Origin of the sequence: Bizionia myxarmorum (assembly GCF_008086205.1) — a bacterium.
Taxonomy (GTDB): Bacteria; Bacteroidota; Bacteroidia; order Flavobacteriales; family Flavobacteriaceae; genus Algorimicrobium; species Algorimicrobium myxarmorum.
This window is the reverse complement of the sequence record NZ_VSKK01000001.1, coordinates 1,489,426-1,504,186: the sequence shown is the minus strand read 5'-3', so window position 1 is coordinate 1,504,186 and position 14,761 is coordinate 1,489,426. Positions and strand designations below refer to the sequence as shown.

The 14,761-nt window shown below is 33.5% G+C and carries 16 protein-coding genes; 6 read left to right on the top strand and 10 right to left on the bottom strand.

Annotated features, from left to right (window positions below; all coding sequences use genetic code 11):
• Window positions 1-41 precede the first annotated feature (41 nt).
• The 5 genes from prmA to ES674_RS06765 all read right to left on the bottom strand — a co-directional run bounded on the left by prmA (window position 42) and on the right by ES674_RS06765 (window position 4,591).
• Window positions 42-881, bottom strand: a complete 840-nt coding sequence (prmA, locus tag ES674_RS06785) for a 50S ribosomal protein L11 methyltransferase (RefSeq protein ID WP_148403195.1) — start codon at window positions 879-881, stop codon at window positions 42-44.
• Window positions 882-893: 12 nt separating this feature from the next.
• Window positions 894-1,643, bottom strand: a complete 750-nt coding sequence (tpiA, locus tag ES674_RS06780) for a triose-phosphate isomerase (protein WP_148403194.1) — start codon at window positions 1,641-1,643, stop codon at window positions 894-896.
• A gap of 119 nt (window positions 1,644-1,762) precedes the next feature.
• On the bottom strand, window positions 1,763-2,839 hold the full coding sequence (locus ES674_RS06775; RefSeq protein ID WP_148403193.1) for an ABC transporter permease: 1,077 nt from the start codon (window positions 2,837-2,839) through the stop codon (window positions 1,763-1,765).
• Window positions 2,840-2,872: 33 nt separating this feature from the next.
• A complete protein-coding gene (locus ES674_RS06770; RefSeq protein WP_148403192.1) occupies window positions 2,873-3,967 on the bottom strand; it encodes a BT_3928 family protein in 1,095 nt (364 codons plus the stop codon).
• A gap of 75 nt (window positions 3,968-4,042) precedes the next feature.
• Entirely contained in the window at window positions 4,043-4,591 is a 549-nt protein-coding gene (locus ES674_RS06765; RefSeq protein WP_148403191.1) for a DUF1599 domain-containing protein, read from the bottom strand.
• 141 nt (window positions 4,592-4,732) lie between these two features.
• Between ES674_RS06765 and folP the strand changes: the two genes are divergently transcribed.
• Genes folP through ES674_RS06745 form a run of 4 tightly spaced genes read left to right on the top strand, consistent with a single transcriptional unit; the run spans window position 4,733 to window position 7,853 of the window.
• Window positions 4,733-5,554, top strand: a complete 822-nt coding sequence (folP, locus tag ES674_RS06760; RefSeq protein WP_148403190.1) for a dihydropteroate synthase — start codon at window positions 4,733-4,735, stop codon at window positions 5,552-5,554.
• 6 nt (window positions 5,555-5,560) lie between these two features.
• A complete protein-coding gene (locus ES674_RS06755; protein WP_148403189.1) occupies window positions 5,561-6,226 on the top strand; it encodes a hypothetical protein in 666 nt (221 codons plus the stop codon).
• A gap of 35 nt (window positions 6,227-6,261) precedes the next feature.
• The gene (locus ES674_RS06750) at window positions 6,262-7,047 is read left to right on the top strand and encodes a diadenylate cyclase (protein ID WP_148403188.1); all 786 of its coding nucleotides are present in this window, start codon (window positions 6,262-6,264) and stop codon (window positions 7,045-7,047) included.
• Window positions 7,047-7,853 (top strand): DUF3667 domain-containing protein, encoded by an 807-nt coding sequence (locus ES674_RS06745; protein WP_148403187.1) that lies wholly within the window; start codon window positions 7,047-7,049, stop codon window positions 7,851-7,853. Before ES674_RS06750 ends, ES674_RS06745 begins: the two co-directional genes overlap by 1 nt.
• On the opposite strand, the gene ES674_RS06740 is transcribed toward ES674_RS06745, so the two are convergent.
• Together ES674_RS06740 and truA are read right to left on the bottom strand one after the other, a co-directional pair.
• Window positions 7,850-9,619 (bottom strand): ABC transporter ATP-binding protein, encoded by a 1,770-nt coding sequence (locus ES674_RS06740; protein ID WP_148403186.1) that lies wholly within the window; start codon window positions 9,617-9,619, stop codon window positions 7,850-7,852. The genes ES674_RS06745 and ES674_RS06740 overlap by 4 nt on opposite strands.
• Window positions 9,609-10,358: a tRNA pseudouridine(38-40) synthase TruA gene (gene truA, locus ES674_RS06735; protein ID WP_148403185.1), complete on the bottom strand. Its 750-nt coding sequence runs from the start codon at window positions 10,356-10,358 to the stop codon at window positions 9,609-9,611. Before truA ends, ES674_RS06740 begins: the two co-directional genes overlap by 11 nt.
• A 120-nt stretch (window positions 10,359-10,478) precedes the next feature.
• Between truA and ES674_RS06730 the strand changes: the two genes are divergently transcribed.
• The gene (locus ES674_RS06730; protein WP_148403184.1) at window positions 10,479-10,970 is read left to right on the top strand and encodes a metallophosphoesterase family protein; all 492 of its coding nucleotides are present in this window, start codon (window positions 10,479-10,481) and stop codon (window positions 10,968-10,970) included.
• A 166-nt stretch (window positions 10,971-11,136) separates the two neighbouring features.
• Here the strand turns inward: ES674_RS06730 and ES674_RS06725 are convergent, their stop codons facing one another.
• The 3 genes from ES674_RS06725 to ES674_RS06715 all read right to left on the bottom strand — a co-directional run bounded on the left by ES674_RS06725 (window position 11,137) and on the right by ES674_RS06715 (window position 12,763).
• On the bottom strand, window positions 11,137-11,508 hold the full coding sequence (locus ES674_RS06725) for a lipoprotein (RefSeq protein WP_148403183.1): 372 nt from the start codon (window positions 11,506-11,508) through the stop codon (window positions 11,137-11,139).
• Window positions 11,509-11,630: 122 nt separating this feature from the next.
• Window positions 11,631-12,215 carry a hypothetical protein gene (locus tag ES674_RS06720; protein WP_148403182.1) on the bottom strand — a complete coding sequence of 195 codons (585 nt, stop codon included), beginning with the start codon at window positions 12,213-12,215 and terminating at the stop codon, window positions 11,631-11,633.
• Window positions 12,216-12,352: 137 nt separating this feature from the next.
• On the bottom strand, window positions 12,353-12,763 hold the full coding sequence (locus tag ES674_RS06715) for a DUF4293 domain-containing protein (protein WP_148403181.1): 411 nt from the start codon (window positions 12,761-12,763) through the stop codon (window positions 12,353-12,355).
• 202 nt (window positions 12,764-12,965) lie between these two features.
• Here ES674_RS06715 and rho point away from each other — a divergent pair, with 202 nt between their 5' ends.
• Window positions 12,966-14,693 (top strand): transcription termination factor Rho, encoded by a 1,728-nt coding sequence (gene rho / locus ES674_RS06710; protein WP_148403180.1) that lies wholly within the window; start codon window positions 12,966-12,968, stop codon window positions 14,691-14,693.
• Window positions 14,694-14,761 lie beyond the last annotated feature (68 nt).

Genomic DNA, 14,761 nt, shown 5'->3' with positions numbered 1-14,761 from the left:
TTTAATTTTTACTAATCACTAAATTAACATTTAGTAAATTATTATTCTTTTTCAAATTTTAAGGCAACCCATTTGTTTTGCTCTAATTTGTCAACGCGTTTTAAACCTACTTTATTACAAAGCGCTTCAATTGCCGAAATATCCTCGTTGTAAAATCCACTTAAAAATAATAAACCTTTGGCATTTAAGCAAGTGACATAAACAGGAATATCTTGAAGTAATATATTTCTGTTGATATTGGCAATAATCACATCATAAGATTTTCCCTGCAATAGACTGGCATCACCTTCTAAAACCTTAATATGATGACAATTATTTCGCTCTACATTTTCCAAACTATTTAAATAACACCAGTTATCAATATCAATAGCATCTAATGGTTTCGCGCCTTTCATTTCGGCCAAAATAGCCAAAACACCTGTTCCGCAACCCATATCTAAAACAGATTTATTTTTGAAATCGTTTTTAAGAATATGCTGAAGCATCATATGTGTGGTTTCATGATGTCCCGTACCAAAACTCATTTTCGGCTCGATAATTATATCGAATTCTGTATCGAATTTCTCATGAAATGGCGCGCGAACTGCACAAATCTCATCCACGACTATTGGGCTGAAATTACGCTCCCACTCGGCATTCCAGTTCACTTGTTCAATTTCATGGTATTCAAAAGTAATTTCAAATTCATTCGAATCTAAAATTTGAATATCTTCTAAAATATCGGCCTGCCATTCTTCCTTTTGGATATAAGCAGTCACACCTGTTTCCGTTTCAACAAAACTTTCAAAACCAGCGTATCCTAGCTCTGCAATTAAAATTTCAACACCAGGCTGTAAAGGTTTTACTGTGAAATCGTATCCTAAATAAATTGTATTTGACATAGTTTTTTTTACTTAAAAAGCATTAACAATAGCCATGAAATCGGCTGCATTTAAAGCGGCACCTCCAATTAATCCGCCATCCACATCGGGTTTTGAAAAAATTTCTTGTGCATTGCTAGGCTTGACACTTCCACCATATAAAATGGAAACAGAATCTGCCATTTCTTGACCATATTTATCGGCCAACGTTTTTCTAATAAAAGCATGCATTTCTTGAGCTTGTTCTGGACTAGCAGTTTCACCTGTTCCAATAGCCCAAACGGGTTCATAGGCTAAAACAATATGTTTAAAAGCAGCAGCATCCAAATGAAATAAGCCGTTTTTAATTTGATTTCCTACCACATTTTCTTGATTCTCTCGTTTTCTTTCGTCTAATTCTTCACCGAAACAAAATATAACACACATGTCATTTTTCAGGGCCGTATTTACCTTTTTAGCAAGCAGATCATCCGTTTCATTAAAATAGGCGCGACGCTCACTATGACCTAAAATGACAGTATTAATACCGATACTATTTAACATGGAAGCGCTAACCTCACCAGTATACGCACCATTTTCCGCAAAATGCATATTTTGAGCAATTACCTCTACTCCATATTCTTTAAGCGATTCAAAGGCTGTCCATAAATTGGTGAATGATGGTGCAATCATTACTTCAGCATTCGACGTTTTTTTAGCGTTTTTCAATTCGGTGATAAGCGTTTTCGTTTCCACCAAATCCTTATTCATTTTCCAGTTTCCTGCTACTATTTTTTTTCTCATAATCTTATTCTAAACCTTCAAAATGAGAAGGGTATTTTTAAAAACTATTTTATCTCTTTCGATTTATAATTAACTGAAGTGCAATTCTCTGTGCTATGAGACTTCTGCCTTCACAAGCATTAGTCCAATGTCACTTTTGGATCCAACCAAGTATAAATAATATCTACAAAAATATTGATAATTATGAAGATAACCGCAATTATCAGCACAGAACCCATAATAACCGGTAAGTCTAATGTATTTAAGGCATTTACAATTTCTTTTCCCAAACCATTCCATCCAAAAATATATTCTACAAAAACAGCACCAGCCAACATAGACGCAAACCATCCAGAAATTGCTGTTACAACAGGGTTCAAAGCATTTTTAACGGCATGTTTTCGAATAATTTGATTCTCACTTAAACCTTTTGCTCTTGCTGTTCGAATAAAATCTTGATTATAAACTTCTAATAAGGAATTTCGCATTAATTGAATAACTACAGCCAATGGGCGAATTCCCAAAACAAGTGCCGGTAAAATTAAATTTTTCCATTGCATATGCATAGCTTCACCATAGTCGTCCAACTCATAAAGACTACCTGTCATTTCTAAATGAGTGTATTTATGTAGTACAAATCCAAAAAACCATGCAAATAAAATAGCACTAAAAAAGGAAGGCACACTCATGCCAACCGTACTAACTATCTGTATGGTTTTATCCAACCAAGTATCTTTATAAATAGCCGAAACAACGCCTAAAATTAATCCTAAAAAAAGTGCGATTCCAATAGCCGAAACAGCCAAAACAAAGGTATTAGGTAAGGTTTCACCAATTACTTCGGAAACCTTTTTACCTTGTTTAGTAAAAGATTCGCGCAAATAGGGGAATTTTAAAACCGTTGTGGTATTTCCAATAGTGAATAAAGTCGTTGCAGTATATTTTCCGCTGCGCAAAAAGGTATAATCACTTTCATTTTTAGAATGAAATGAGATGGGCAATAAATCATTTATATAATAAAAATACTGCGTCGTTTTCGGTTTATCAAATCCATATTTTTGCCGCACCGCCTCTACTTGATCTGCGGTTTGATTTTGTCCTAACATCATTTGAGCCGGATCGCCAGGCAAAACATTAAATAATAAGAATATCACCGTGACAACTCCAAATAAAGTGAGTAGCGCGTAAAATATTTTATTTATGAGGTAACGAATCAGACGTTTAAAGATTTATGATGAAAGCGTTTATAATTATAGTTTAACATTTTCAATATCATTCCAATGAGCTTTTTGAACAACCGTTCCTTTTTCAAGTTTCACCACGCCTGGACTGGCTCTTACAACAGTTTTCAAAGCCTTTTCATCACATAAATAAAAATCGAAATTCAATTTATGAGCAGCTTTAAATTGTTGTTTTTCAGCAGCACCTGAAGCCGATAATCCAATTACAGTATAGCCTTTTTTAAGTGCAGCATCTGAAAATGTTTTTAATTTGGCTACACCATCTGGTTCAGCCGTTGCTAGATTATACATGACAATCATGATGAGTTTATCTTCTTTTAAGAAATATTCAGTTAAATCTTCATCTTCCGTTTCAATAGAAAAATCTACAACAGGTGGCTCGTAACCAGCATCGATGATTTTAGATTCTACGCCTACGTATTCGCCATTTACCGTTGGATAACTTCCGTCGGTTACAAATTCTTTCTTTTCACCATCTACCATAAAAACCCACGTAAATTCTTGGACTGGTTTAGCTGCATCATCAGGAATTGTCATGCCATCTTGAATGTTGGCACCTACTTTATACGCCCGGAAATCGATAGCTGGTAAATGCATCAATACATAATAAGCAAAAGATAAAGAGGCTAGAAAACTCAATAAAGCCAAAACAGTAGTTGTTAATTTTCCAAATAAGGGTAGAACATGCTTTACCCCAATAACTAAAATTACTATGAAAAATAATAACACAATATCTTTTGTGAAACTTTCCCATGGTGTTAATTTTAAAGCATCACCAAAACAACCGCAATCTTTTACTTTATCAAAATATGCCGAATAAAATGTAAGAAATGTGAAGAAAACAATCATAGCTAACAAGCTATATACCGTAAATTTAGGCTTATATCCTATAAGTAGAAAAACACCTAAAACCACTTCAAAAACGACCACTAAAATTGAAATGATGAGCGCATAAGGTGCCAAAAACGGCAGATTCAAAACGCCTTCGCCAAAATATTCTTGCAGTTTATATGAAAACCCTAATGGATCGTTCAACTTAATAAAGCCGGAAATAACAAAAAGAACTCCAACGAATATGCGACTAAAACCTACTATATATTTCATGCTTCTATTTTTTTTAAAATTAAAACCCCTGTTTTAATACAGAGCCTTTGGAATTTAAGATTTGGAATTTGGCATTTATTTTGTGTCCATCGCTTCTAAATGGATTAGCGCAAAAACTGCATAATTTATCATATCTTGATAATTAGCATCAATACCCTCACTTACCAATGTTTTTCCTTGATTATTTTCAATTTGCTTAACGCGTAATAATTTTTGAAGGATTAAATCCGTTAAACTACTAACACGCATATCACGCCAAGCTTCGCCATAGTCATGATTTTTATTCATCATAAGTTCTTTGGTTCGCACTGCTTGTTCTGTATATAATTTTACAGCTTGATCGGTGGATAAATCAGGTTGTTCAACCACGCCTTTTTCAATTTGAATAAGCGCCATAACACAATAGTTAACGATTCCAATAAATTCACTCACTTCGCCTTCTTCAACTTTTTGAACAGCATTTTGTTGCAAACCACGAATACGTTGCGCTTTTATGAAAATCTGATCCGTAAGCGATGGTAATCTTAAAATGCGCCATGCACTTCCATAATCCGACATTTTTTTTTCGAAAAGGTTTCTGCAAATGGAAATTACAGCATCATACTGTTGGGATGTATTTGGCATGTGTGATATAGAATTTGGCGTAAATTTCGCTTAAATAGTTTAAAGTTCAAAGTTACGCGATGAATGTTTTAATTTAGCCACAAATACCCACCTATTTTAGTCTGAATATCTTAATTTTACACAGGAAACAGATTGAAAGTTATGACTATAAATTGTAAAGGAAACCTGATAGATATATCGTCACCAAAAGTGATGGGGATTTTAAACCTTACCCCAGATTCCTTTTATGACGGCGGAAAACACCAAGATATTAGCGCCGTACTTTCTCAAGTGCATGGTATGTTGCATGATGGAGCCACATTTATTGACGTTGGCGCTTACAGTTCTAAACCTCAGGCTGATTTTGTTTCGGAAGCTGAAGAATTAAATCGCCTAATACCTATAATTCAAGTCCTAATTTCCGAATTTCCAGATATTCAACTTTCGGTTGACACGTTTAGAAGTCAGGTTGCTAAAGAAAGTATTTTAGCAGGCGCCTCCATTATAAATGATATATCGGCAGGGAAATTAGATTCGCAAATGTTAGAAGTTGTTGGAATACTAAACGTACCTTATATTATGATGCATATGCGTGGCACACCACAAACCATGCAAAGTTTAACCGAATATGATTCGTTAATAAAAGACATTTTATTTTATTTTTCTGAACGTTTAGCTGCTGCCAAAAAGCATCAGATTCACGATATAATTATTGATCCAGGTTTTGGGTTTGCTAAAACACGTGAACAAAACTTCCAATTATTAAGACATTTGGAGCATTTTAAAATTTTAGAAAAATTACTTCTGGTGGGTTTCTCCAGAAAATCGATGATTTATAAAACATTGGAAAACACGCCACAAGACGCCTTAAATGGTACAACCGTTTTAAACACGATTGCTTTACAAAAAGGCGCGAATATTCTTCGAGTCCATGATGTAAAAGAAGCTATGGAGTGCATAAAACTTACTAATGAACTGACTTAGCAACCTATGAAATACTTAAAATTTTTAATCCCCTTTTTACTTTTAGCTTGTAATAATGACAAGATTATAATACTTCCAGAAGTAAAACAATCTAATATTCAAGAAGTTTTAGATGTTTCGCCTGCATACTTGTTTTATGATTTTACAGCAGTGAACGGTGTGGAACTAAATAGAAAGAACTTAATTATATCTACCAATTGGCTTGTTAATATTGATAAACGACTCACTTTAAAACAGGTTATTCCTCATATTCAATTTCTTCAAAATAAAAAGCGTAGCTCCGAATTACATAAAAACGAAGATGCTAAAAACTTCTACTCTTGTAATGATACCAGCATCAAAAATCTAGGTTTCATTGAATTTACAGAAGTCTATTATCATCTTAAAGATTCGGTTGCGAGTTATGATAAAACGTGGTCTAATTTAGAAGAAAACAGTCTGAAAATTCAGGTTGAAAGCTTGAAGGAAATTCAAATATCCTCCTTGGATAGCACCATTAATCTTCAAGGATTGGTTACTGAATTAAAAAATAAGCCTAAAACAGAAACCGAAATTGTGGTTTTAAAATTGTCTGAAACCTTAACATTTCAGGATTATATAAGTTTGAAATCGGCCTTAAATTCAGTCCTTTCAGATAAATTAGTTCTAGATGAAAATGAATTTATTTATTAATCATAAAGTATTACATTTACAAAAATCACACGCGTTTGGATATTTTTGACGACCTATTAAAATTTACTGTAATAGACATTATTGATGTCGTTCTGGTTGCCGCACTACTCTACTATGTTTACAAACTAGTAAAAGGCACGGTTGCTATTAATATTTTCATAGGTATTGTTATTGTTTACCTGATTTATTTAGTGACGGAAACCTTACAAATGAAAATGTTGAGTCGGATTCTGGGCGGTTTTATGAGCGTCGGAATTATTGCTTTAATTGTTGTTTTTCAGCAGGAAATAAGAAAATTTCTATTAATGGTTGGATCTACAAATTTTAGTAAACGTGGGAAATTTTTCAGACAATTTAAATTTTTACAGACTGAAACTGAAAATGAAACCGATGTGGACATTATTATTTCGGCTTGCAACAAAATGAGTGCTTCTAAAACGGGTGCCCTAATTGTTATTGAGCATAACAATAATCTAGATTTTTTAACCACCACTGGTGACGCTATGAATATTACCGTAACGCAACCTATTATTGAAAGTATCTTTTTTAAAAATAGTCCGCTGCACGATGGCGCTATTATAATTGCCAACAATATTGTAAAAGCAACACGCGTTATTTTACCTGTAAATAATGATAAGAACTTACCAAGTCGCTTTGGTCTACGTCACCGTGCTGCTGTTGGCATTACTGAAAAAACGGATGCTTTAGCCATTGCTGTAAGTGAAGAAACAGGACAGATAGCCTATTTTAAAGATGGCGAGTTTGTTATGTTTGACGACACCGATGAGTTAATTGAATTGATTAAAAAAGATTTAACCTAATGACCTGTAGAAACTGCGAGAAGGTTTTAGTGGAAACAGATGATTTTTGTAGTAATTGTGGCGCCAAAGTTATCAGAAACAGGCTAACTACTCGTAATTTATTTGCTCATTTCAGTGAAACTTTCCTTAATTACGACAACAAATTTTTAAGAACCTTTATTGCTTTATTCACCAAGCCTGAAGTTGTTATTGACGGCTATATTCAAGGTGTACGCGTTAAATACGTAAACGTTATTAGCTATTTTGCTATTTCATTAACGTTGGTTGGTCTACAGCTTTTTATAATGAATCAATTTTTTAAAGATGCTCTAGATTTTTCATCATTAAATAAAGATATGTCAGTAAACGCGAAGTCGCCAGAAGATTTCATAAAAATGCAAACGCAGATACAGGACATAGTAGCTAACTACCAAAGTTTTATATATATCTTATTTGTTCCTATAACATCATTTGTTACGTGGTTAGTTTTTAAAATCACCAACAATAGAACTTATAATTTTACCGAGCACATTGTAATTAACTTATATTACTCAGCCCAAGTTATAATCGTGATGGCTTTATCTACAATCATATTAATGATTTTGGGTGTAGACTATTATGCTATAACTGGTATACTAACAGTTTTGTCTTTTATATATTTAGCGCTTTTATTTAAAAAATTATATAAGTTAAATATTAGTGAAACCCTTTTAAGCATTTTACTATTTGCGCTGTTTTACGGTTTAATTTTATTACTTGTAATAATTTGTGGCTCTTTTATTGTCTTTATAACGCTTCTAATATCCGATGGAAATTTAAACACTTAAACCACTTCTTCCTTTGCAAATTGCACATCATGTAAATTTCTGTAGTAGCCGTTTTCTTTTTTAAGAAGTTCGGAGTGTGTGCCTTGTTCTACAATCTGTCCAGCGTCCATAACAATAATCTGATCAGCTTTCTTAATAGTTGCTAATCGGTGTGCAATAACAATAGACGTTCTATTTTTTGTTATTTTATCTGTCGCGTTTTGAATAAGTTGTTCTGAATACGAATCTACAGACGATGTCGCTTCATCTAAAACCAAAATACTTGGGTTGGTGACATAAGCCCGCAAAAAAGAAACTAATTGGCGCTGTCCAGATGATAACATAGCGCCACGTTCTTTTACATTATAATGGTAGCCATTTGGCAAGGTCATAATAAAATCGTGAATGCCAATTGCTTTTGCAGCTTCAATAACATCAGCTTCAGTAATGTTTGGATTATTTAAAGTAATATTACTTAAAATAGTATCTGCAAATAAAAACACATCTTGTAAAACCACGGCAATTTGCTGACGAAGTGACGCTAAAGTAAAGTCTTTAATATCCGTACCATCAATTTTAATAACACCATCATTAATTTCGTAAAAACGATTTAATAAATTAATAATCGTGGATTTTCCAGCTCCTGTTGCACCGACGATGGCAATGGTATCGCCTGCTTTCACATTTAAAGAAACACCTTTCAATACTTCTTCATCTGTTATATAACTAAAACGCACATTTTCAAACTGAATATCACCCTTAAAAGTGGAGGCCACTTCAGTTCCTGTATCATCAATTTGCGAAGTTGTTTCTAAAACTTTAAAAACGCGAGTTGCAGCAACCATTCCCATTTGAAGGGTGTTAAATTTATCAGCAATTTGACGCAATGGACGGAATAACATAGGAATCATCATAATGAAAGCCGTCAAATCACCTAAAGTTGCGGTGTCATCAACAACAGCGTTCAAACCACCATACCAAGCAATTAAACCAATGGTTATAGATGATGATAATTCAGCAATCGGGAAAAATATGGAGTTATACCAAACCGTTTTCAACCAACCTTGCTTGTGGCGCTCATTAATTTTAATAAAGTTTTTATATTCGGTATCTTCTCTAGTAAATAACTGAAGAATTTTCATTCCTGTTACCCGTTCTTGAACAAAGGAATTTAAATTGGAAACTTCAGTACGCACTTCTTCAAAGGCTTTTTTCATATACTTTTGAAAAATTCGCGTCGCATATAAAACCAAAGGCAACATTAAAAACACAATAAGACTTAACTGCCAGTTCATGTAAACCATCACACCTGAAACGACGACCATGGTTAATAAATCGCGAAAAATCATAAATAAACCTTCGCCAAAAATATCAGCTATTCGCTCCATATCTGTAACAGCTCGGGTGATTAAAACACCAACCGAGGAATTATCATAATACTTCATTTTAAAACGAAGCATGTGGTTAAATAACGTAACCCGAATATCTTTTACAACCGTTTGCCCAAGCCAGCTGGCATAAAAAATAAATAGTAATTGGCTAATAACTTCAAAAAGTAATAAAGCAGCCATTATTAGAATATACGGCAGAAAACCTTCAAGTGTTTTTGTAGCAATATTTTTATCGATTGCTTGTTGCAAAATATAAGGTCTGGCGGCACTTAAAAGCGCCAGCAAAACCACCACGAATAATACGCCCACAAAAACGTGGTTGTAAGGCTTCATGAATTTTACAAGCTTTTTTAGTAAGTTGGTGTCTAGTATTTTATTTTCTGTATTAGTTGCCATTTTTAAGCGTCTCTGGATACGATATATGAATTAAATACAAACCATGAGCCGGAACCGAATAGCCAGCCTCTTGTCTGTTTTTAGATTTTATGATAGTGTGTAAGTCGGATAAATTTAATTTTCCTAACCCAATATTAATTAAAGTGCCCACAATAGCACGAACCATATTGCGTAAAAACCGATCGGCTTGAATGGTAAAGTGTAACTCATCATCCACTTGATCGAATTTCACGTTCATGATGTTACAATTATAAGTTTTTACATCGGTATTTGTTTTGGAAAAGCATTGAAAATCTTTATAGTTTAATAAGCTATCTGCCGCTATTTGCATGGCATGAATATCCAATTTTTTCTTTATGAAATATGCCGAATCAAAATTGAAAGGATTTTTCTCCAAGGCAATTCGGTACAAATAAGTTCTACTTGTAGCATGAAAACGCGCGTGTGCATCTGCAATTACCGGAAATACACTTCGAATGGCCACATCCTTTGGTAAAAAGGCATTTAGATTATAACAAAGCCTTACACAATCAAGTTCATCATTGCAGTCAAAATGCGCAAACATTTGTTTAGCATGCACGCCAGCATCTGTTCTGCCCGCACCCATAATAGCCATTTTTTGACCTAATATAGTAGACATGGCTTTTTCAATAACTTCCTGCACTGAAATAGCATTTGGCTGATTCTGCCAGCCGTGATATGCTTGTCCATTATATGAAAGTTCTATAAAATACCGCAAGATTGTCTATTTTTGTAAAGCGCAAAGATAGAATTTTAATCGTTCTTGAAATTTCAAAAAAAAGTTAAATAAAAGTACATCAACTAATACTAAAGATTCCCATTTTCATGGGAACTGCCGATGAAAAAAATATTACTCCTTTCCGATACCCATAGTTATATAGATGACGATGTTTTAAAATATGTCAAACAAGCTGATGAAGTTTGGCACGCTGGCGATATTGGCAATTTAAAAGTTACCGACGCTATTCAAGCTTTAAAACCTTTACGCGGCGTTTATGGGAATATTGATGATGAAAAAGCACGATTAGAATTTCCATTAGATAACCGGTTTATGTGCGAAGAAGTTGATGTTTGGATCACGCATATTGGTGGCTACCCAAATAAATATAACGTGAGAATAAGAGAGATGATTAAGGTGAACCCGCCAAAAATCTTTATTTCAGGACATTCGCATATATTAAAAGTGATGCCAGATAAAAAATTGAATTTAATACATATGAATCCTGGTGCTGTAGGCAAACAAGGTTTTCATCAAGTAAGAACCATGTTACGTTTTACTATTGATGGGAAAAAAATTGAAAATTTAGAGGTGATTCAATTCAAGAAATAACTTTTATTTTTTTTATAATCCAAACTAAAAAAGGATAAGATTCCTGTAAATATGCCAACAAATATAGATGTTACCAAAGAAAAATCCGCTAATGTGTAGAGCACTATTGAAAGTACGGCACCTGCAATAAAATGTTTGATAATGGTTTTTAACATTAAGTTTCTCACTAATTAATAGCATATTTATTAGCTCCAATCTTCCGCAAAAACACACCATGTTCGACTGTTTTATCAGAACTAGTCACTTTTAGGAAAAAAATTGATTCGCGGGTTTCTACATTCAAAGATTTTAAAACTTCAAAAGACGTAAAATGAATTTTATTTAAAGTAAAATCCTCATTGAATTCTGCTGCCCACTTTTGTTTTAAATAATCAGTAGACACCAAATTTTCTTGATTATCTACCAAATCATAAAGTTTTACATGAGTAATATCTTCCAAGTTTTTAGATTCTTTTCCTACGATAAAATCCTGTTCCTCGTTACTACAGGAAGTGACTACTAATAATAAAACTAGAAGCAATAAATTAATTTTTCTCATAATAATAAATTTAACGGTTAATATACCCAATAATAATAACCTAATAATCAGCAATATTATAACAAAAAAAAGCCCAAGATCTTCACCTTGGGCTCACTTTATATTTACATATTTATACAATACTATTTTACACAAATAGACATACCTCCCAAAAGACCACCATGGTGAACCACAAAGTTAACAATATCTCCATTTTCCATCTGCGATAAAATACCTCCTACGGCATCCGCTACGCAATCCTCACTCCAACAAACATCAACTACACTCATTCCATCTGGACAATCCCACACAGGTGGAGCCGCTGGGCCACCAGTATCAGTTTTATTAGACTCTGTCATGCTACCATCTGTAACATCATCTAAAATAAAGTCTTTTATTATCACTTCTTTGTTGTTAGCAATTATTCTATATGAACAGCCATAGAAATTAGCATCATTTTTTGCCCGAAAATCAAGTTGATTATTTATTTTGTTTATAGCTTCAACGACATTGTTGGCGTCTAATACTTGTTTTGAAAAACTATCAACCTTTAAAACAATGCTTTTAGAATCATTGAAATTAATATTTAAATCTAAATCATCAAAATCCATTTTTGAAAATAATTTATCTGATTGATTTGTTTCATCAGTTGAATTTGCATCACTACTACAAGCACTAATAAATACAAACGCAAAGATAACCAAAATTGCTTTTAATTGATTTTTCATAAGTTTTAAGGTTAAGGTTAGCTTAATAATAATAATAATAATAATAACACCAACCTAATAAAGCACAATATAAAAACAAAAAAAAGCCCAAGATCTTCACCTTGGGCTCACGCACTAATACTACTAAGATGATAGGTTTATCGTAATCGATCTACAGATTTCACAAGATCTTCATCCTTTTTGATGGCCTTATTGGCTAATGCCAATAACACGATAGAAATAATAGGAAGGAAGATCCCAATACCCTTCTCAGAAACAACCGTTTCTCCAGATAAATTTAGCGATTGATACACAAATAATCCTAGTAAAAAAAAGTTTAATATGATGTTAAGGCGCCCCATAATAAATTGAGACTTCCTTTTTTTATAATTAGCTATAGATAAAACAGAGACTACTGCAGATATTAAAAACATAGCAAATACGTAATTAACATCCATAGCAAATACTTTTACACCTTCTGGCGTAGTCCATAAGTCAAACACAAAAATTAAACCACCAGACACTATAGCGGCCAATAAAAGAAATACAGTTTGAATTCGTTGAAGCATTAATTATCTTATTTATCAGCGGCAAAAATAGCAGTTTCTTTTAAAATTAACACAAAGAAAAGAAAATAAAGTTGTATAATTGCAGTAATGATTTACAACTATCAGATTTGTAAGCCATTAATTCTTCAAAAAAATAAGATCAATTTTTCTACGGAAACATTCAACTTAACAACATTAAAATAAAACATTCAATTCAACATCAATGTTTGAAATATCTCAATTAAAAGCGATGAAGCTTCCTGAATTGCAGGACATAGCTCACAAACTGAACGTCTCAAAATATCGTTCTTTAAAAAAATTAGATCTAGTATATCAAATTTTAGATCAGCAAGCAGCCAATCCAAAAGCAGTTAAAGAAGTGGTTGCTGTAGAAACCAAAATGGAAACTCCCGCTGAAAAGACTGCTGATAAACCAGCAGAAAAATCAGTAAGAGCTCCAGCAGAAAAAGAACCAAGAAAACGGGTTCAAAAACCAACTCGCGACACTACGCCTAAAGTAGAAACGCCAGTTGAAACAAAAAAACAAGAGGATTCTACTCAAGAAAATTCTAACAATAGCGAAAAGGTCGTTTCAAGAAATAAGCCTAATCCAGTGCAATCTAGAGACAACACCAAAGAAGCTGTAAAAACTCCTTCAAAACCAAACAAACCTAATCCTAGACCAAAACCTAACCCACCACAGAAACGTGAGCGTGAGGATAAAAACGGTAATACCCAGGATGACAATCAAAAGGACAATCGTCCAAATAAACACGACAAAAAAAATAACGGTAATAAAGATACCCGCAATCGCTATAGAGAACCAGACTTTGAGTTTGACGCTATTATAGAAAGTGAAGGTGTTTTAGATGTTATGCAAGACGGTTACGGCTTTTTACGTTCGTCTGATTATAACTATTTATCGTCACCAGATGATATATATGTATCACAATCTCAAATTCGTTTATTCGGATTAAAAGTTGGAGATACTGTTTTAGGTCGTGTTAGACCTCCAAAAGAAGGTGAAAAATATTTTCCACTTATAAAAGTTATTAAAATTAATGGTCAAAGTCCAGATGTAGTAAGAGATCGCGTTTCTTTCGAGCATTTGACACCTTTATTTCCGCAGGAAAAATTTAATCTAGCTGAAAAGCAAAGTACGATTTCAACACGAATCATGGATTTGTTTTCACCTATAGGAAAAGGACAACGTGGTATGATTGTTTCACAACCTAAAACTGGTAAAACCATGTTACTAAAGGATGTGGCGAATGCTATTGCAGCGAATCATCCTGAAGTTTATCAAATGATTTTATTAATTGATGAGCGTCCTGAAGAAGTGACGGATATGCAACGTAATGTGCGTGGTGAAGTAATTGCTTCTACATTTGATAAAGAAGCACATGAGCACGTTAAAATTGCTAATATTGTTTTAGAGAAAGCAAAAAGATTGGTAGAATGTGGCCATGATGTGGTAATATTATTAGATTCTATTACCCGTTTAGCAAGAGCTTATAACTCGGTTCAGCCAGCTTCTGGAAAAATATTAAGTGGAGGTGTGGATGCCAATGCATTACACAAACCAAAGCGTTTCTTTGGTGCGGCTCGTAATATTGAAAATGGCGGATCTTTAACCATTATTGCTACGGCATTAACGGAAACAGGTTCTAAAATGGATGAAGTAATCTTTGAAGAATTCAAAGGAACTGGAAACATGGAACTACAATTGGATAGAAAAATTTCTAACCGTCGTATTTTCCCTGCTATTGATTTGACCTCATCTAGTACACGTCGTGATGATATATTATTAGATGAAACAACAATTCAAAGAATGTGGGTGATGCGTAAATACCTAGCGGATATGAATCCTGTAGAGGCTATGGAGTTTATTAATGAGCGTTTTAAACAAACAAAAAACAATGAAGAATTTTTGATTTCCATGAATGGATAAAAAATCCTTAATTGATACCATTAAAAAATGCCTTGAGAAATTCTCAAGGCATTTTTAATTATGAACTA